The 17365-nt window shown below is 66.7% G+C and carries 16 protein-coding genes and 1 riboswitch; of the genes, 10 read left to right on the forward strand and 6 right to left on the reverse strand.

Annotated elements, in window-relative coordinates:
- Positions 1 to 4: 4 nt before the first annotated feature.
- Positions 5 to 1369, reverse strand: a complete 1365-nt coding sequence (locus tag ACIPVK_RS13670) for an amino acid permease (protein ID WP_407612549.1) — start codon at positions 1367 to 1369, stop codon at positions 5 to 7.
- A gap of 328 nt (positions 1370 to 1697) precedes the next feature.
- Between ACIPVK_RS13670 and ACIPVK_RS13675 the strand changes: the two genes are divergently transcribed.
- A complete protein-coding gene (locus ACIPVK_RS13675; protein ID WP_407612525.1) occupies positions 1698 to 2321 on the forward strand; it encodes a YoaK family protein in 624 nt (207 codons plus the stop codon).
- Here the strand turns inward: ACIPVK_RS13675 and ACIPVK_RS13680 are convergent.
- From ACIPVK_RS13680 to ACIPVK_RS13695, 4 genes are all read right to left on the reverse strand, one after another.
- Complete coding sequence (locus tag ACIPVK_RS13680; RefSeq protein ID WP_407612526.1) at positions 2318 to 3529, reverse strand: MFS transporter; 1212 nt, start codon at positions 3527 to 3529, stop codon at positions 2318 to 2320. The genes ACIPVK_RS13675 and ACIPVK_RS13680 overlap by 4 nt on opposite strands.
- Before the next feature lie 296 nt (positions 3530 to 3825).
- Positions 3826 to 5463: a malate synthase A gene (aceB, locus tag ACIPVK_RS13685; RefSeq protein WP_407612527.1), complete on the reverse strand. Its 1638-nt coding sequence runs from the start codon at positions 5461 to 5463 to the stop codon at positions 3826 to 3828.
- Between the two features lie 142 nt (positions 5464 to 5605).
- Positions 5606 to 6907 carry an isocitrate lyase gene (aceA, locus tag ACIPVK_RS13690; RefSeq protein ID WP_407612528.1) on the reverse strand — a complete coding sequence of 434 codons (1302 nt, stop codon included), beginning with the start codon at positions 6905 to 6907 and terminating at the stop codon, positions 5606 to 5608.
- Positions 6908 to 7208: 301 nt separating this feature from the next.
- Positions 7209 to 7862, reverse strand: a complete 654-nt coding sequence (locus ACIPVK_RS13695; RefSeq protein ID WP_407612529.1) for a dTMP kinase — start codon at positions 7860 to 7862, stop codon at positions 7209 to 7211.
- 216 nt (positions 7863 to 8078) lie between these two features.
- Between ACIPVK_RS13695 and ACIPVK_RS13700 the strand changes: the two genes are divergently transcribed.
- The 9 genes from ACIPVK_RS13700 to cycA all read left to right on the forward strand — a co-directional run bounded on the left by ACIPVK_RS13700 (position 8079) and on the right by cycA (position 16842).
- Complete coding sequence (locus ACIPVK_RS13700) at positions 8079 to 8270, forward strand: hypothetical protein (protein ID WP_407612530.1); 192 nt, start codon at positions 8079 to 8081, stop codon at positions 8268 to 8270.
- A complete protein-coding gene (locus tag ACIPVK_RS13705) occupies positions 8257 to 9780 on the forward strand; it encodes a HAMP domain-containing protein (RefSeq protein WP_407612531.1) in 1524 nt (507 codons plus the stop codon). Before ACIPVK_RS13700 ends, ACIPVK_RS13705 begins: the two co-directional genes overlap by 14 nt.
- Positions 9777 to 11345 carry an SLC13 family permease gene (locus ACIPVK_RS13710; protein ID WP_407612532.1) on the forward strand — a complete coding sequence of 523 codons (1569 nt, stop codon included), beginning with the start codon at positions 9777 to 9779 and terminating at the stop codon, positions 11343 to 11345. Before ACIPVK_RS13705 ends, ACIPVK_RS13710 begins: the two co-directional genes overlap by 4 nt.
- Before the next feature lie 51 nt (positions 11346 to 11396).
- Entirely contained in the window at positions 11397 to 12623 is a 1227-nt protein-coding gene (locus ACIPVK_RS13715) for a glycerate kinase (RefSeq protein WP_407612533.1), read from the forward strand.
- A 304-nt stretch (positions 12624 to 12927) separates the two neighbouring features.
- On the forward strand, positions 12928 to 13392 hold the full coding sequence (locus ACIPVK_RS13720) for a helix-turn-helix domain-containing protein (RefSeq protein WP_407612550.1): 465 nt from the start codon (positions 12928 to 12930) through the stop codon (positions 13390 to 13392).
- A 20-nt stretch (positions 13393 to 13412) separates the two neighbouring features.
- Positions 13413 to 13970 (forward strand): PIN domain-containing protein, encoded by a 558-nt coding sequence (locus ACIPVK_RS13725; protein WP_407612551.1) that lies wholly within the window; start codon positions 13413 to 13415, stop codon positions 13968 to 13970.
- Positions 13971 to 14222: 252 nt separating this feature from the next.
- Entirely contained in the window at positions 14223 to 14624 is a 402-nt protein-coding gene (locus ACIPVK_RS13730; RefSeq protein ID WP_407612534.1) for a hypothetical protein, read from the forward strand.
- Positions 14625 to 14841: 217 nt separating this feature from the next.
- A riboswitch (glycine riboswitch) is annotated at positions 14842 to 14938 on the forward strand.
- Positions 14939 to 15095: 157 nt separating this feature from the next.
- Positions 15096 to 15371, forward strand: a complete 276-nt coding sequence (locus ACIPVK_RS13735; protein ID WP_407612535.1) for a hypothetical protein — start codon at positions 15096 to 15098, stop codon at positions 15369 to 15371.
- A complete protein-coding gene (gene cycA, locus ACIPVK_RS13740; RefSeq protein WP_407612536.1) occupies positions 15358 to 16842 on the forward strand; it encodes a D-serine/D-alanine/glycine transporter in 1485 nt (494 codons plus the stop codon). Before ACIPVK_RS13735 ends, cycA begins: the two co-directional genes overlap by 14 nt.
- 111 nt (positions 16843 to 16953) lie before the next feature.
- Here the strand turns inward: cycA and ACIPVK_RS13745 are convergent, their stop codons facing one another.
- Positions 16954 to 17328, reverse strand: a complete 375-nt coding sequence (locus ACIPVK_RS13745) for a PH domain-containing protein (protein ID WP_407612537.1) — start codon at positions 17326 to 17328, stop codon at positions 16954 to 16956.
- Positions 17329 to 17365: the final 37 nt, after the last annotated feature.

Consider the following 17365-nt stretch of genomic DNA (forward strand, 5'->3'; position numbering starts at 1 on the left):
CCCGTTAACGCGATTCGGCGGGTACGTAGTCGCGCCCGGTCTCGTCGACCAGCTCGGCGCGTTCGTGGCCCTTGCCGCGCACCCACACCTTGTAGGCGATGAACAGCAGCCCGATCCACACCACGCCCACCACCAGGGCGACCCGGGTTGCGGGCATGACGCCCAGCAGCACGATCACGAAACCCATGAATGCCAGCGCCGCGTACGAGGCCGCCGGCCACCAGGGGGAGGGGAACTCCGAGGCGGGAAGGTTTTCCCGCGCGATGGCCCGCTTCATGGAGATGTGCGAGAGCAGGATCATGACCCACACCCACACGGTGGCGAACGTGGCGATCGAGGCAATGATCAGGAACAGGGACTCGGGCAGCAGCGCATTGAGCACCACGCCTGCCAGCAGCACGATGCCCATGGTCAGCACGGTCATCCACGGGACTCCGTTGCGGGAGATCTTGGCGAAGGAGGCGGGCGCGTGGCCCTGCTGGGCGAGGCCAAACATCATGCGCCCGGCACCGAAGATGTCGGAGTTGATCGCGGAGATCGCGGCGGTGATGACCACTGCATTGAGGATGTGTGCCGCTGCGGGAATGCCCAGGCTGTCGAAGATCTGCACGAAGGGGCTGCCTTCGGAACCGACCTGGTTCCACGGGTAGATCATCATCAGCACGCCCAGGGTGCAGACGTAGAAGAGCAGGATGCGCACCGGAACGGTGTTGATCGCCTTGGGCACCACGGCCTTGGGGTTCTCGGCCTCGCCTGCGGTGATGCCGATGGTCTCGATGCCGCCGAAGGCAAACATCACGATCGAGAATGAGGCCAACAGGCCCCAGAATCCGTTCGGGAAGAATCCGCCGGCGGCAAGCAGGGTGCCGATGCCGGGGTTCGCCTCGGCGGGCAGGCCGAAGCCGAAGAGCACGATCAGCACGCCGCCGGCGATCATGGCGATGATGGCCGAGACCTTGATCAGCGAAAGCCAGAACTCGGTCTCGCCAAAGACCTTGACCTTCATCATGTTCAACGCTGCGATGAAGAAGACCACGGCCAGGATCCAGATCCAGCGCGGGACGTCCGGGAACCAGAATCCCATGTAGATGCCGAAGGCGGTCACGTCGGCAATCGCCACGATCGCCATCTCGAAGGCAAACGTCCAGCCCGTGATGAATCCGGCAAACGGTCCCAGGTACTTGGAGGCGTACTGGCCGAAGGAGCCCGAAACCGGGTGTCGCACCGCCATTTCGCCCAGTGCGCGCATCACCATGAAGACGGCAGCGCCGCCAATCATGTAGGCCAGCAGGACCGCCGGGCCGGCAGCCTGGATGGCGGATGCGGAACCGTAGAACAGCCCGGTGCCGATGGCCGAACCGAGGGCCATGAACCTGACGTGGCGGACGTTGAGTCCGCGGGCAAGCGCCTGGGCAAATTGGGGCACGAAAACAAACCTTTGGTAGGAAGGGGGGTACTCCAATGGTAAGTCGGCGGACTCATTCCGCCATGATCCCGTGGCACGGATCACCTGAGGTGCGCCGCGGGAATTGGCTGGATCACTAGACTGGGCAGGAGCCGGATGCCGTTGTTCATGGCAGCCGCAGCAAATTATTTTGAGGTTCCCGGGCGGAGCGTTGCTTCGTGCCTTGGCGCGGATGAGGAGAAAACAGGTGGCGCGGTCGTTGGGGTGGCGGGGAATCGCCTATGCCAGTGGGTTGACCGCAATAGCCGGATTCGTTGACGGCGTGGCGTTCATCCACTTCGGCGGATACTTTGTCTCCTTCATGAGCGGCAACTCGACCCGCTCCAGCGCGGGACTCGCAGAAGGCAACTATTTGGAGTGGGCGCTGGCCATTGGGCTGGTGCTCGGCTTCGTGCTGGGCGTGGCCGTGGCCACCCTGGCCAGCCAGGTTCCCTCGGTGCACCGGCGCGGGGCCGTGCTGTCGGTGTCCTCGGTCTTCCTGTTGGCCTCGGCATTCACCACCTTGGGTTCGGTCCATGGGTTCTTGACCGCCATCTTGATGGCCATGTCCATGGGTGCCATCAACGCGACCTATACGCGCCGCGGCGAAGTGAGCGTGGGACTGACCTACATGACCGGCGCCTTGGTGAAGATGGGGCAGCATCTGGCCGCGGCACTGGTCGGCGGCCCCAAATGGGCGTGGCTTCCGTACGGCGCACTCTGGGCCATGATCACGCTCGGATCCTTTGTCGGTGCCTTCCTCTACCTGCAAGTGGGACTGCTGATCCTGTGGGCGGCGGCATTGGCACTGGCGGCCTGGACGGTCGTCGCCTTCGTCCGCGACAGCCCGGGGCGGATTTTCGGGAACCCGCGCTAGGCCGCTCTGCGCCGCATGCCGCGGGCATGGCGTCCGTGGACCTGGAAGTACAGGCCGATGCCAAGGACCGCCAGCACGGTGAGGATCCCGAACATGCCGGTGTACCCCAGGTGGGGGATGAGCATGCCCAGGGCCACCGGACCGAAACCGATCCCGACATCAAGCATCAGGAAGAACGTCGAGGTGGCCACGCCCAGTTCCGCGGGCGTCACCGCGGACACGGCAATGGCCTGGGCACAGGGCATCAATGCACCGAAGCCGAAACCCGTGAGGGCTGCTGCGGAAGCCACGCTCAGGCCGCTGGGCTCGAACGCGAGCGCGGCCAAGCCCAGGACAAACACGAACAACAGGGGATACATGATGGCATTGTCGCCCCGACGGTCCTGGATTCGTCCGGCGAAGAGCCGGGACAGGAGCACGGTGATGGCGTAGACGATGAAGAACCAACTGGCAGCCTCCGCCATGGACTTCGAGATCAGGAACGGTGCCAGGAACGAAATGATGCCCGAGTAGGCGATTCCGCAAACCAGGATGACCAGGGAAATCGGCAGTGCCGCCGGGCTGATGATGGAACGGATGAAGCTGCCGCGGCGGGCATGCGCCGTGGACACGTGTGCCGTTGGCGGCGGTTCGGGCATGCGGACCAGCACGGTGAAGAGCAGGGCAGCGGTCGAGAAGATGGTGCAGAAAACGAAGACGGAGGTGTAGCTGCCATTGCCGGCCAGCAGCACGGCCAGGAACGGTCCGACTGCGGTGGACAGGGTGGTGGACAACCCGAAATAGCCGGTTCCCTCGCTGCGCCGCGCTTGCGGAATCAGCGACTGGACCGCGGTGGCAATGGCGGTGTTGGCCATGCCGAACGCCATGCCGTGGACAAGGCGCACGATGAGCAGGAGCAACAGCGTGCTGCTGAAGATGTAGCAGACTGCCGCAAGGGAAAAGACGCCCAGGGCGAGAACGGCCAGCCGCTTGCGCCCCAGGACCTGCAGCAATTTTCCGGCGAAGAGCCGGGCTACGACCGAACCGATGACGAAGGCGCTCGAGGCCAGCCCGGCGGCGCTGTCGGAGGCCTGGAACCTGTCCACGGCGTACAGCGCCATGGAGGTCATCAGCAGGTAGAAGACCATGGAAATGAAGAGGTTGGCGACGGCGGCGAGCAGGAAATCCCGGGTGAAGAGTTTCGTTGGCGGATTGTGTGGCTGGCTCACCGGGCTCCTTCTTGGGCTTTTCTGCGTTCGGCCCGAGGCGGGGCCTTGTCCCATTATCTTCCGTGGCATTGGAGCGGCCGGCCATTTGCAGCCGCACCGGGGGTGTCCTTGCAGACACCCCGGTGCGTTGTCCATCTCATCGGGCGCGGGGATCGCGGCTTAAAGACGATCGTCCCCGCCGATGGCAGCTCTGCCGGTGGGGACGATCGAAGTCTATGAAGTTGTTTCTTGGTGGCGGGATCCAAGGGGTGGTCGCGTCGTTGCGCTTGCCCCCTGACCCCGCCACCTAAGACTGTTTACGCGGCGGCCGTTTCCAACGACTTGGCCTCGCGCAGGAATCGGTTGTACGCCTGGACGGTGAGGAAGGTCGGGAAATCCTCACGCAGGGCACAGGCCTCGAAGATCTCGCGGGCATCCTCGAAACGGTCGCCCTCGAAGCGGGAGAGCTTCTCGAATTCCTCCTCGGTCATGGCCTCGACCCAGGCGCGGGATACCAGTTCACCGGTGTCGGTGATGGCTGCCTGCTGGATCCACTGCCAGATCTGCGAACGCGAGATCTCCGCGGTTGCAGCATCCTCCATGAGGTTGTGGATGGCAACGGCGCCGTTGCCGCGCAGCCAGGCCTCCATGTAGCGGATGCCCACCTCGATGTTGTTGCGGATGCCGCCCTCGGTGATCTTGCCTTCGGTGCCTGCGATGTTCAGCAGTTCCTTGTCATCCGGGGTGACGTCCTCGCGGGTCCGCTCACGCTGGTTGGGGTTCTGGCCCAGGACCGCGTCGAAGACCTCTCGGGCCACCGGGACCAGGTCGGGGTGGGCAACCCAGGATCCGTCGAAGCCGTCGTTGGCCTCGCGGGTCTTGTCCGCCCGGACCTTCTCGAAGGCCACGGAGTTGATGGCCTCGTCCTTGCGGTTGGGGATGAAGGCAGCCATGCCGCCGATGGCCATGGCACCGCGGCGGTGGCAGGCACGCACCAGCTGCTCGGTGTAGGAGCGCATGAACGGCGCCGTCATGGTCACCATGCCGCGATCCGGGAGCACGAAGCGCGGGCCGCGGGAGCGGAAGTTCTTGATGATGGAGAAGATGTAGTCCCAGCGGCCGGCGTTCAGCCCGGAAGCGTGCTCGCGCAGTTCGTAGAGGATCTCCTCCATCTCAAAGGCGGCGGTGATGGTCTCGATGAGCACCGTGGCGCGGATGGTGCCCTGCGGGATGCCCACCAGGTCCTGTGCCAGCACGAAGACGTCGTTCCAGAGGCGTGCCTCCAGGTGGTTCTCGATCTTCGGCAGGTAGAAGTACGGGCCCCGGCCCTGGGAGATCAGGCGCTGCGCATTGTGGAAAAAGTGCAGTCCGAAGTCGACCAACGCACCGGAAACGGGCTTGCCGGCAACCAGGAGGTTCTTCTCCGGCAGGTGCCAGCCGCGGGGGCGGACCACGATGGTCGGCAGGTCGGTGAGCTTCTCGCCGGCCAGCTTGTATTCCTTGCCCTCGGGGGAGGTGAAATCGATGGTGCGGTCCAGCACCGCGCGCAGGTTCAGCTGCCCGTTGATGACGTTGGACCAGGTGGGGGTCGAGGAATCCTCGAGGTCCGCCAGCCAGACCTTGGCGCCGGAGTTCAGGGCGTTGATGGCCATCTTGCGGTCGGTGGGGCCGGTGATTTCCACGCGGCGGTCCTCCAGGCCGGGGGCGATGGGGGCGACCTTCCACGACTCGTCGTCACGGATCGACTTGGTCTCGGGGCGGAACTTCGGGTCCGAGCCGTTGGCGATCCGGGCGCGGTTCAGCTGGCGGGTCTGCATGAGTTCTGCACGGCGACCGTCGAATGCCTTGTGGAGCTGGGCCAAGAAGTCCAGCGCTTGGGGCGTGAGGATCTCTTCCTGCCGGCGGACTGGGGCAGCGACCAAAGTAATACCGTTCAGGGTGATTGGATCGTTCATGGCTGTGACTCCTTCTTGAATCAAATGTTTGTGGGTGGTGGTGTGCCTGGATGCTGGTGCTCCGAGGCGGGTGCCCCGGCGGGGCCGACCGTGTAGGGTCGGCCCCGCCGGTGCCGTGGGCGGGAAGCCGCCCGGTGGGTGCTTAGTGGAACTGTCCGGCTTCGGTGGACCCGGCCAAGGCCAGGGTCGAGGCGTTCGGGTTCAGGACGGTGGCGATGTCGTCGAAGTAGCCGGTGCCGACCTCGCGCTGGTGCTTGGTGGCCGTGTAGCCGCGTGCCTCGGAGGCGAATTCCGCTTCCTGGAGCTCGACGTAGGCGCTCATGCCTTCACGGGCGTAGCCGTGGGCCAGGTCGAACATCGAGTGGTTCAGGGCGTGGAAGCCGGCGAGGGTGATGAACTGGAAGGTGAAGCCCATGGCACCGAGTTCGCGCTGGAACTTGGCGATGGTTGCATCGTCCAGGTGCTTCTTCCAGTTGAAGGAAGGGGAGCAGTTGTAGGAGAGCATCTGGTCCGGGAAGTCGGCCTTGACTGCCTCGGCGAACTTGCGGGCCAGCTCCAGGTCCGGGGTGCCGGTCTCCATCCAGATGAGGTCGGAGTACGGAGCATAGGCCTTGGCACGGGCGATGCAGGGTTCGATGCCGTTGGTGACCTTGTAGAAGCCTTCGGCGGTGCGCTCGCCGGTGATGAACGGCTTGTCGCGGTCATCGACGTCCGAGGTGATCAGGGTGGCTGCCTCGGCGTCGGTGCGGGCGATGACAACCGACGGGGTGCCGGCGACATCTGCTGCCAGGCGGGCGGCGTTCAGGGTGCGAACGTGCTGCTGGGTCGGGATGAGGACCTTGCCGCCGAGGTGGCCGCACTTCTTCTCCGAAGCGAGCTGGTCTTCCCAGTGGACGCCCGAGGCGCCGGAGGAAATCATCGACTTCATCAGCTCGTAGGCGTTCAGCGGGCCGCCGAAGCCGGCCTCTGCATCTGCCACGATCGGGACGAGCCAGTCCTCGACGGACTTGATGCCCTCGGCGTGCTCGATCTGGTCGGCGCGAAGCAATGCGTTGTTGATGCGGCGCACGACCTGCGGAACCGAGTTGGCCGGGTAGAGCGACTGGTCCGGGTAGGTCTGGCCCGAAAGGTTTGCATCGGCCGCGACCTGCCAACCGGAAAGATAGATGGCGCGGAGGCCGGCCTTGACCTGCTGCACTGCCTGGTTGCCGGTCAGGGCGCCCAGTGCGTTGGTGTATCCGCCGGACGGGGCTTCCTCGGTGAGCTGCTTCCAAAGCTTCTGCGAACCGCGCTTGGCCAGCGTGTGCTCTTCCTGGACGGAGCCCTGGAGCTTCACGACGTCTGCTGCCGAGTAATCACGAGTGGTGCCGGTCCATCGCGGGTTGCTTGCCCAATCCTCTTCGATTGCAGCGATGCGGTTCTCGGTCGAATTTTGCTCGGTCATTGCCTTCTCCTTGCTGGATTGCCGGGTGCCGGGCCAGGATCGTCTTCGTGATCCCGGTAGGTTGTTCCGGCGTTCTTTCTGCGTAGGAACTACATTTCCGCACTTTTCCAGAGTCAGCTAGGGGGTCTTGGAGGAAAGATTTGCACTTCTTCGCGAAATCTAAATTTGTGGCCGTGCGCACACTAATCCGGGCGGTAAAGCCGAAAATGCTCCCGGCGCGGGCGGATGCCGGCGAAGAAGAAGGGGATATGCGAGGGACGGCAAGAATCCGCCATCTATAGACCGGTCCGCACCCGCGGTCTCAGTCGTTGCCCGTCGCGGCCCGCAGTGTCTTGCCGGCCACCTGCTGCGGCGTGCCGGATCCGTCGATGATGTGCCAGCCCCCGGCCAGCGCCATCTCCAGGTAGGCCTCCCGCGCCGACCTCAAATAGGAGAGGCTTTCGCTGTCCTCGCCGCGTGCAAGGATCCGGGCGTGGGCGACTTCGGCGGGGACGTCAATCAGGATCGTCGCATCGGGTCGCGGAAGCCGGGCCAGCAGCCACTGCAGAAGGGCGCCCCGGGGAAGCCCGCGGACCGAACGCAGCACCAGCTGACAGGCAATGTGGCGGTCCATGACGGTGGTGCCGGGAAATCCGGAGGCCCGGCCGTGCGCGAGAAGGACATTGAAGCAGCGCACCACCGATTCGAGCCGATTGGCCCATGCGGGCGTCAAAGCGGTTCCGAAGCGATCGCCCACGCGTGACATCCAACGGCGCCCGGCCGGGTTGCGCAGCAGTTGGGCCGGCGTTCCGGAATGGCGCAGCGTCCCGACGAGCGCCTTCGCGGTCGTGGTTTTTCCGGCTCCGTCGATGCCCAGCAACACGACGGTCCGGCGGCGCGGCAACCCCTCGGAAACGGCATCGACGTGCCGAGGGTTCGGTAGCGTGGCGGTTGCCGCGGTCGTGGCTGTGCTCATTGAAGGCAAAGGGCTCCAGGGGTTGGTTTGACGGGATCTCTGCTTGGTTCAACGACCGGTCCCGGCGAATCGATGCCAGCATCGCACTGTGCGTTCTCTGTGAATGGAGATCGGGCGGGCGGGCGTGCGGTGCCTCCCGCTTCCTGCAGGCGGTTCTCATTTGCCTCTCACGGCCACATCATTCTGCTCTCACAAGGCGTTTCTAATGTTGGGAGCATGATCCGCCGCATACTTCTCCTGCTCGTCGTCCTGGCCATTCCGGCCGGACTGGCGACCGCCAGCCAAATCCTGGCAAACACCGCCAACCCGCCGCTGCCGCACCAGCAGCCCATCGTCGTCGAGCTCGCGTCCCCGCTGGCGCCGACCGCGCAGGCCCCGACCGAGGAGCGCAGCCATGGCGAGGACTGATGGGCGCGACCGGCAGGGCTCGGCCGTGTCGGCACGCTGGCGGATCGTCGGCTGGATCGTGCTGACCACCGCCCTGGCACTGCTCGCGGTGACGGTGACGATGCGCTCGGTCATGTCCGGGCAGGTTGCCGAGGCGGCCAACGTGGCCGTCGTGCAGGAGATCGAGGAGTTCCGCACCTTCGCCGCCGAGGGACTGGATCCGCGGACGGCCCGGCCCTTCACCTCGATGGACGCGCTGATGGAGCGCTACCTGGCCAGGCAGCAGCCGCTGGCCGGCGAGGCGATCGTCGGCGTTGCCGGCGGCCGGGTGCTGGCGGCGCAGGGCGTGGCCGATACGACCGGCAACGTCCTGGTCGGCGATGCCGCCCTGGTCGAACGGATCCTGCGCGATGCGCAGACCGCCGGGGTCTACGAGACCGCCCACGGGACGGTGCGCTGGGGCAAGGCCGCGGCCGTCGCCGCCGGCGAGCCGGCAACCACCCCGCCGGAACGCCGCGCGCACCTTGTCGTCGCGCAATTCACCGGGGCCGCGCAGGAAGAGGCAAACCGGCAGGCGGTGCTGCTCTTCGGCGTGGCCGTGGGCGGGCTGGGACTGACCGCCGGGATCGCCTGGCTGGTTGCCCGGCAGATCATGCGCCCGATCCGCACCGTGCGCGAAACCGCCGAGTCCATCACCGCGCACGACCTCTCCGCCCGCATTCCGGTGGACGGCCGGGACGACCTGGCCCAGCTGGCCGAGACGCTCAACGCCATGCTCGACCGGGTGGAGGCCTCGCACCTGGCGCAGCGCCACTTCATTGCCGAGGCCCGCGAGCACCTCAACGAGCCCCAGCGCCGGGTGGCAGCCGCCCTGCGCGAACTCATCGACGAGGACCTGCCGGGTGCCGAGCGCGCCCGCATCGCCTGCGGCGCCCAGGCGCTGATCGGCCGGATGGGACGGACGCTCGCGGACCTCGACGTGCTGGCCCAAAGCGGGAACCCCGGCTTCGTGAAGCCCGCCCGCGTCTCGGTGGGCGAGGTGACGGCGGACGTCGCCGCGGAGGCATCGCGACCCGGGACCCACCCCGAACGGCACTTCCGCATCGAGGCGACCGGCCATGCCGACGCGTGGCTGGACAGGGCCCGCATCGCCGACGCGGTGCGCCAACTCATCGAGAACGCCGTCGGGCACACCGGGCCGGGCGACACCATCCGCATCGGCTCCTCGGTCGACGAAGGATCCGCCAGCTTCTGGGTGGCCAACCCGGGCGCGCCTCTGGACCCGGAGCGGGCACGCGCGCTGCTCGAAAGCTACCGCAGCGCCGCGGGCACGGACCCCGGCATGGGCCTGGGCCTGGCCGTGGTCAAGGCGGTCGCCGAGGCCCACCAGGGCACCGCCTGGGTCGAATCCGGGGACGGAGCGGACACCCGGTTCGGGATCTCGGTGCCGCTGGAGGCACTGGCGCCCGCCCGCCGCCCGGACGACGCTTTCGCCGACCGGCTCGCCAGCACCCTCGGGGAGGAATCGTGAACACCACCGACACCGACACCGCCACCGGCACCCCGGCCCGTTTCCGCTATGCGACGGCGGCCCCGGCAGGCAGGGCGGCAACCGCCAACGCAGACCCGGGGCGGCAGCGCTGGAACCGCCGCCGCTTCGCGGCCCTGCTCGCCGCCGCGCTGCTGGCAGTGTTCCTGCTCTGGTGCGCCGCGAGCGCCTTCGGGCCGGCCGCCGGCAGCGCCCAGGCACTGCCGGCGCAGGGCGCGCTGACGCTGGCCGTCTTTGCCGTCGCAATCTGGCTGTGGATCTTTTCCCCGGTCGGCGACACCTTCGTCGCGCTCGGCGCCGCACTCGTGCTGGTGCTGATGGGCGTGCTGCCCGAGGACGAGCTGTTTGCCTCGCTCGGCGAGGACACCATCTGGCTGCTGCTGGCAGCCTTCGTGATCGCCGCCGGCATCACCGCCACCGGGCTGGCCACGCGGGCCGCGGCCTACATCGTCGCCGGCGCCCGCAGCCCCCGCCAGCTCATCCACCTGACCACCGGGGTGCTGGTCGCCACCGCCTTCGCGGTGCCCTCCACCTCGGGGCGGGCCGCCCTGGCGATCCCGGTGTTCATCGCCCTGGCCCGCGCCCTGCAGGAGCGCCGCCGGGTGGTGCTGGCCCTCTCGCTGGTCTTCCCCTCGGTCATCCTGCTCTCCGCCGTCGCCTCCTACCTGGGCGCCGGGGCGCACCTGATCACCAGCCAGATCCTCACCACCTCCGGATACGAGGGCTTCTCCTTCGCCGGCTGGCTGCTCTACGGGCTGCCGCTGGCCTTCTCCTCCTCGCACCTGTGCGCCGAGTTGGTGCTCCGGCTCTTCACCCGGCCCGGGGACCGGCGCCTGGCGCTGGCGGTGGGCATCGAGCAGCTGCAGGAACATTCCCCGGTCCCGCTCACCGGTCCGCTGACCGTCGGCCAGTCCCGGGCAGCCCTGCTGATTTCCGCGGTCGTGGTGCTCTGGTGCACCGAACCGCTGCACCACCTGCACCCGGCCATCGTCGCGCTGCTCGGCTCCCTGCTCGTGGCCAGCCCCGGCTTCGGCTCGGTGCCCCTGGCCAAGGCGCTGAAGGCCGTGCCGTGGTCGATGCTCATCTTCATGGCCGCCACGCTGACCCTGGGCACCGCGCTGGTCGGGACCGGCGCCGCGCAATGGCTGGCGGCCAGCGTACTGGGCCCGGTCGACGGACTCGGCGCGGCCGCCGGGTGGGTGTTCACCGTCCTGGTGGTCCTCATGTCCGCCGCGGCGCACCTGGTCATCCAGTCGCGTTCGGCCCGCTCCGCGGTGCTGATCCCGCTGGTCGTCTCGCTGGCCCCGGGCCTCGGGGTCAACGCGGTCACGATCGCCTTCGCCTCCACCGCCGCGGCCGGTTTCTGCCACACGCTGACCAGCAGCGCGAAACCCGTCAACCTGTTCTCCGACATCGAGGGCGTGGACACCTACAAGCCCGCGGACCTTTTGCGGCTCAGCGCCGTGCTGGGACCGCTCATGGTCGCCCTCGTGCTGGTCTTCGCCTTCTGGATCTGGCCGGCCATGGGCCTGCCGCTCTTCCTCTAGCCACCCGTCCCCGCCCCCAAGCACCTCCCCAACAGTTAAGGAACCACCACCATGTCCAACGCCCTGCCCCGACGCATCCTCGTTGCACCCTCCGGATTCAAGGAATCCCTCGACGCCGCGGCCGTCGCCCAGGCCATCGGCGCCGGCGTCCGCCGCGCCCTGCCCGGCGCGGTGGTCAAGGCCGTTCCCATCGCCGACGGCGGCGAAGGCACCGCCGAGACCCTCGCCTGCGCCACCGGCGGACGGCTGGTCCCGGCACGGGTCACCGGCCCCGTCGGCGCGCCCGTCGATTCCCACTTCGCGATGCTCGGCGGGGACGCCACCGGCACCGCCGTGGTCGAGATGGCCGCCGCCGCGGGACTGCGGCTGGTCCCGCGGGACCAACGAGACCCCGGGATGACCACCAGTTACGGGGTCGGCGAGCTCATCGCCGCGGCGATCGACGCCGGTGCCGACAAGGTGCTCGTCGGCTGCGGCGACTCCGGCACCTCGGACGGCGGCATGGGCGCGCTGCAGGGACTCGGCGTGCGGATCCTGGACGCCGCCGGACGCGAGGTCCCGGCCGGCGGCAACCACCTGGCGCGCATCGACCGGCTCGATCTTGAGGGGCTGCACCCGGCGATCGCCGCGGGAAACGTTGAAATCATGCTCGCGCTGAACCAGCACAACGTGCTCACCGGCCCGCGCGGCGTGGCCCGGGTCTTCGGCCCGCAGAAGGGCGCCACCCCGGCGCAGGTCGAGGCCATGTCCGCCGGCTTCGAGCACTGGGCGGCGGTGCTGCGCCGCGATGCGCTGGAATCCGCCCGCGGCACCGACTTCGCCAACGCGCCGGGAACCGGTGCCTCGGGCGGGCTTGGCGCCGGGCTGGCCGCCCTCGGGGCGGTGCTGATGCCGCGCTTCGAGGCGATCCTGGACTCCGGGCTGGCCGGCATCGACCTGGACGGGCTGCTGCGCGGTGCCGATTTGGTGATCACCGCCGAAGGCGCCATCGACTTCCAGACGCCCCGGGGCAAGGTCCCCGCCGAGGTCGCCCGCCGGGCGGCGCTGCACGGGGTGCCCGTGGTGGCGCTGGCCGGGACGCTGGGCAAGGGCTGCCGCGACGTCCACGACATCGGGATCGACGCCATCGCCTCCATCGTACCGATCCCGATGACGCTGCAGGAAGCGGTGGACGACGGGGAGCGCCTGCTCATCGAGGCCGCGGAGCGCTTCATGCGCACCATCATCCTGGGCGCCTCCATGGCGGCCGCCCGGCTGAGCCCGCGCGACGCCTGGTAGCCGGCCCGGTCCGGGCGGGATGGCCCGCAATGCGAGGGCCGAACTGTCCGGGCGGGCCGCGCGCCGGGGCCAACAGGCCGGCAATCCCGGTTCTTGCCCAACGGGTTGGGTGCTGGGGATGTCTAGAAAGGTAATGGGGTGCTGCGATGCTTCAGAAAAGTTCACCTGAAGAACCGGTGAGCTCCAAAGCTCGGCCTAGCTCCCCAGCGCAGGAAAGACATTGCGACGGGTGGCTAAGGCGGAGTAGATTGAAACCAGAAGTTTCGAATATTTCGAATATTGACGGGATGAGTCCGTGAGTACAATGCTGGCAAAACAGACATATTTATCGGACGACGCCGACCAGGACCAAGAGTTCTTTCGGTTCCTGAAGGCTAGCGTTTCGATGGAACAGGCCGCTCCAACGCTTGTTGCCGCCGACGGAAGACAGCATCAGGTGCCTCATGAACTGTTTGACGCGCTTCTCCAGATTGCTGAGGCGCTTTCAGCCGGTCGGGGCGTCACCGTCATGCCGACGGACACCCGGATGACGACTCAACAAGCCGCCGACTTCCTCGGGTATTCGAGGCCAACCTTGGTGAAACTTCTCGAGAGAGGCGAGATTGCTTTCTCCAAGGTGGGCCGTCATCGCCGTGTGATGTTGCGGGATCTTGTTGAATACGAAAGTGAAGCGCGGAGCAAACGCCGTTCCGCTTTGGACGAGCTGGCAAGGGAATCTGCCCGCGACGGTTCCGTCCGCCGAGTCCCCGACGGACACTCGACCCGATAGCCGTGCCCTTCCCGGTCCTTATGGATACATGCGTCCTGCTGCCAATAACACTTGTCGATCTGCTACTCCGGCTGGCCGAGGCCAAGACGTATCGGATCCTCTGGTCGGAAGAAATTCTCGTCGAACTGGAACGAAATCTGATACTCAAGATCGATCTGGAACCAACGTCGGCGCGACGAAGAATCAACGCCATGCGTGAGCATTTCCCGGACGCACTCGTGGAGGATTACGAAAGCCTGACCGGGGTAATGACCTGCGACGAAAAAGACCGGCACGTTCTTGCGGCAGCCGTGCGAGCAAACGCCGAGCTGTTGGTGACGTTCAATTTGAAGGACTTTCCGCCCGCCTCGAGTAAACCCTTCGAGGTGGAAGTTGTTGGCCCGGATGATTTCCTGCTTGACCAGTTGGATCTCCACCGGTCTGCTGTTCTTCGCTGTCTTGAGCAGCAGGTCGCCGCGTATCAGGATCCGGCGCTGACCATGGCCGAATGCCTGTCGCACTTGGAACAATGCGGCCTTCCGCTATTCGTGGCGGCCATCAATGAGCTGACTGAAGGCGCGGGCGCCGGTCAGGATTGACTGTCGGGATCGAATACCGGCACCTCAGCAGCAGGATTTTCGTTATCTAGGGCCGTCACGGTATTGCCATTGCCCATACTGCTCGATGGGCGGTATGGGGAGCGCCCCATCCCGGGTTGGTCCCCCCGGGACCGGCGGAGTCCGGCCGCAGCCGCATGAGACGAAGCGGCCGTGCCCTATCGCGGCCGATGTGCGTCGGCTAGGCTGGCCGCGCCGGGGTCCAGTGCCTCGTCCGCCGACCAAGGAGGAAGCATGAATGCGGTCAACTGGGATTCCGTCCCCGTGGCAGACCCGCCTCCAGGCGCGGTCGAGGTGCCACTCAGCGGCTTCGGATTCCTCGCCGTCGCCGGCATTCTGGAGCTCGGAGTGCCGGACGCCGTCTATTGCCTGCCGCGCGAGGCCCGTCCCGGGGGCGTGCCGGATTCCGGGACGGTACCCGAAGACATCTCCGTCTTCCTGGCCGACGCGGGCATCCGTGGCCCCGCAGACCCGCTGGCCCACTGCTGGTTCATCGTCCCGCCGCCGTCAATGCCCACGGAAGGTTTCTGGGAGGCGCTGGACGAAGCCGAACCGCTGCGCCAAGCGGGGGCAGGCCCCCTGGGCCGCCTCGAGGGCCTGCGTGCGGCGTTGCAGGTGCTCTACTCCAACAGCTGACCGATCCGCATGCCGTTCGTGGCAACGCCACGGGGCCGGCCGATCCCTGGCCCGCGATGGCCCCCATGCCTCACCTGAAAGGTGAAGCAACTGCAAGTCGCCAGGTGTGCCTTGTCGGCGACCGGTTGCATGGTTCCCTAACGTCCAATGGGCTTGTGATTTGCGCCACAAGCGCGCGGCGAGTAAGTTATGACTGCAGTCACAAACAACTTGCCGTTGACGCGTGGCGGGAGAGTCCCGTTCACACCATGGACGGGCGCCGTAGGAGCAATTCCTCCCGGGAAACTCTCAGGCCCCCGTACCGCCACGAAGAGGCAAATCTGGAAAGCAGCACGTTGCAATGCGTGCTCACCGAAGGAGCAAGTCCTGGCCCCGCGCGGGGTAGGGATGAAAACTCTCAGGTACGTATACAGATTGGGGAGGATCCAAGAACAGCGCGGCCTCGGCCGCGCACGATTCGGGAGTTCCTCCATGTTGCCAACCATCCACGCCACTGCCCGGTTGTCCACCGGCGCGCCCGCCGGCCTGCTCCAAGATCCTGCTGTGTTGGATCCGGGGTGTGCCGCGGGCTTCGCCGCTGGGCTCTCCTGCAAGCGCACCGGCGTGGGAATGGTTGCCTCGGAGAACCACGCGGAGGACTCGATCCAGAGCCTCACCCCACACGGCGATGACCACCAGGAAATCGTCCGTGACACGCCACCGAAGCACCGGTACCCATCTGGAAGGCAACAGCATGAGCAGCAATAGTTCCGCGCCCCACCTCGAACGTGGGCTCTCCAACCGCCACATCCAACTGATCGCGATCGGCGGGGCCATCGGCACCGGCCTGTTCATGGGATCGGGCAAGACCATTGCGGTCGCCGGCCCGTCCGTGATCTTCGTGTACATGATCATCGGCTTCATGCTCTTCTTCGTGATGCGCGCCATGGGCGAACTGCTGCTGAGCAACTCCAACTACAAGAACTTCTCCGACTTCGCCGGGGACATCCTGGGTCCGTGGGCGGCATTCTTCACCGGCTGGACCTACTGGTTCTGCTGGGTGGTCACCGGCATCGCCGACGTCGTGGCGATCTCCCACTACGTGGCGTTCTGGTGGAAGGACCTGCCGCTGTGGATCCCCGCCGTCACCTGCATCCTGCTGCTGGTGGCCCTGAACCTCCCGAGCGTGAAGAACTTCGGCGAGACCGAGTTCTGGTTCGCCCTGGTCAAGATCGTCGCCATCGGCGCGCTGATCGTCGTCGGCCTGGTCATGGTCATCACGGGCTTCGAGAACAACGGCGCCACCGCCTCCTTCGCGAACCTCTGGAACGACGGCGGGATGTTCCCGACCGGCTTCATGGGCTTCGTCGCCGGCTTCCAGATCGCCGTGTTCGCGTTCGTCGGCATCGAGTTGGTGGGCACCACCGCTGCCGAGACCAAGGACCCGGAAAAGACCCTGCCCAAGGCGATCAACTCCATCCCGGTCCGCATTCTCTTCTTCTACGTCGGCGCGCTGGTCATCCTCATGGCGGTCCAGCCGTGGAACCTGTTCAACGCCGAGGAATCCCCGTTCGTGGGCATGTTCGCCATGGCCGGCCTGGCGGGTGCCGCGGGCATCATCAACTTCGTGGTGCTCACCTCCGCAACCTCGAGCGCCAACTCCGGCATCTACTCGACCTCCCGCATGGTCCACGGCTTGGCAGAGGAGGGCGACGCGCCCAAGGGCTTCGCCAAGCTCTCGAGGACCAAGGTTCCGCGCAATGCCCTGCTGTTCTCCTGCATGTTCCTGCTCGCCGGCGTGGCCCTGCTCTACGCCGAGGGCGGCGTGGCCGAGGCCTTCACCTTGGTCACCACCATCTCGGCGCTGTGCTTCATGTTCGTCTGGTCGATCATCCTGATCAGCTACCTGATCTACCGCAAGCGCCGCCCGCAGTTGCACGCCGAGAGCAAGTTCAAGATGCCCGGCGGAACGTTCATGCCCTACGTGGTGCTGGCCTTCTTCGGCTTCATCCTCTGGGCGCTGACCACCCAGGCCGACACCCTGGCCGCGCTGCTCTTCACCCCGATCTGGTTCGTGGCACTGGGGATCGGCTACGCGATCATGCGCAGCAAGCCGCGGCACGCCGAGCTGCGTGCCCTGCACTCGGCCAAGGTCTCCCAGGAGCGCATGCTCGCCGCATCGTTCAATGGCGGCCCTGTCGCCCAGGAGGCGGAAGAGAAGGAGCCTGCCGCGCGGTAACACCTGCCGCGCAGCAACACCGGGCGCCATCCGGCGCCCCCGATTCCGGTAAGACGTCGGGGCCGCCTCCTTCGGGGAGGCGGCCCCGACGTCTTGCTGCGTCTGCCCGCGCTACAGGACGTGTGAGGCGACGAGCTGCGAGAGCGCGCGCACATCGACCTTGCCCTTGAATTCGAGGCGGACCTTGCCCAGGGAACTGAACCACAGATCCAGCTCGGCGTCGAGGTCGAAGGTTCCGGCGGTTTCCACCGAGAACGCCTGGACCTTGGAATACGGCAACGACGTGTAGTCGCGCTTCTTGCCCGTGAGGCCCTGGATGTTCACCGCGATGAGCCGCTTGTTGGTGAAGACCACGTAGTCCCGCGCGCCCTTGAAGGCGGCGAGCAGCTCCTCGCCCTGGACGAAGAGGGGCGTGACTTCCCCCGCCACGTCACCGGGGTTGCAGGGGCTGAGCTTGAACACGGAGGCATTGTTGAAATCGATCATGCCCCGACCCTACCCAGCCGCACGGACAGTCGGTGCA

It is taken from the genome of Paeniglutamicibacter sp. MACA_103, assembly GCF_045798555.1.
Taxonomy (GTDB): domain Bacteria; phylum Actinomycetota; class Actinomycetes; order Actinomycetales; family Micrococcaceae; genus Paeniglutamicibacter.

Bases quoted from the DNA above. Each gene is read 5' to 3' on its own strand.
- ACIPVK_RS13715 (WP_407612533.1), top strand. From the start codon at position 11,397: ATGTCCAACGCCCTGCCCCGACGCATCCTCGTTGCACCCTCCGGATTC.
- aceB (WP_407612527.1), bottom strand. From the start codon at position 5,463: ATGAACGATCCAATCACCCTGAACGGTATTACTTTGGTCGCTGCCCCA.
- ACIPVK_RS13700 (WP_407612530.1), top strand. From the start codon at position 8,079: ATGATCCGCCGCATACTTCTCCTGCTCGTCGTCCTGGCCATTCCGGCC.
- ACIPVK_RS13720 (WP_407612550.1), top strand. From the start codon at position 12,928: ATGCTGGCAAAACAGACATATTTATCGGACGACGCCGACCAGGACCAA.
- ACIPVK_RS13705 (WP_407612531.1), top strand. From the start codon at position 8,257: ATGGCGAGGACTGATGGGCGCGACCGGCAGGGCTCGGCCGTGTCGGCA.
- ACIPVK_RS13730 (WP_407612534.1), top strand. From the start codon at position 14,223: ATGAATGCGGTCAACTGGGATTCCGTCCCCGTGGCAGACCCGCCTCCA.
- ACIPVK_RS13695 (WP_407612529.1), bottom strand. From the start codon at position 7,862: ATGAGCACAGCCACGACCGCGGCAACCGCCACGCTACCGAACCCTCGG.
- ACIPVK_RS13735 (WP_407612535.1), top strand. From the start codon at position 15,096: ATGTTGCCAACCATCCACGCCACTGCCCGGTTGTCCACCGGCGCGCCC.
- cycA (WP_407612536.1), top strand. From the start codon at position 15,358: ATGAGCAGCAATAGTTCCGCGCCCCACCTCGAACGTGGGCTCTCCAAC.
- ACIPVK_RS13670 (WP_407612549.1), bottom strand. From the start codon at position 1,369: ATGGCCCTCGGTTCGGCCATCGGCACCGGGCTGTTCTACGGTTCCGCA.
- ACIPVK_RS13745 (WP_407612537.1), bottom strand. From the start codon at position 17,328: ATGATCGATTTCAACAATGCCTCCGTGTTCAAGCTCAGCCCCTGCAAC.
- aceA (WP_407612528.1), bottom strand. From the start codon at position 6,907: ATGACCGAGCAAAATTCGACCGAGAACCGCATCGCTGCAATCGAAGAG.
- ACIPVK_RS13725 (WP_407612551.1), top strand. From the start codon at position 13,413: ATGGATACATGCGTCCTGCTGCCAATAACACTTGTCGATCTGCTACTC.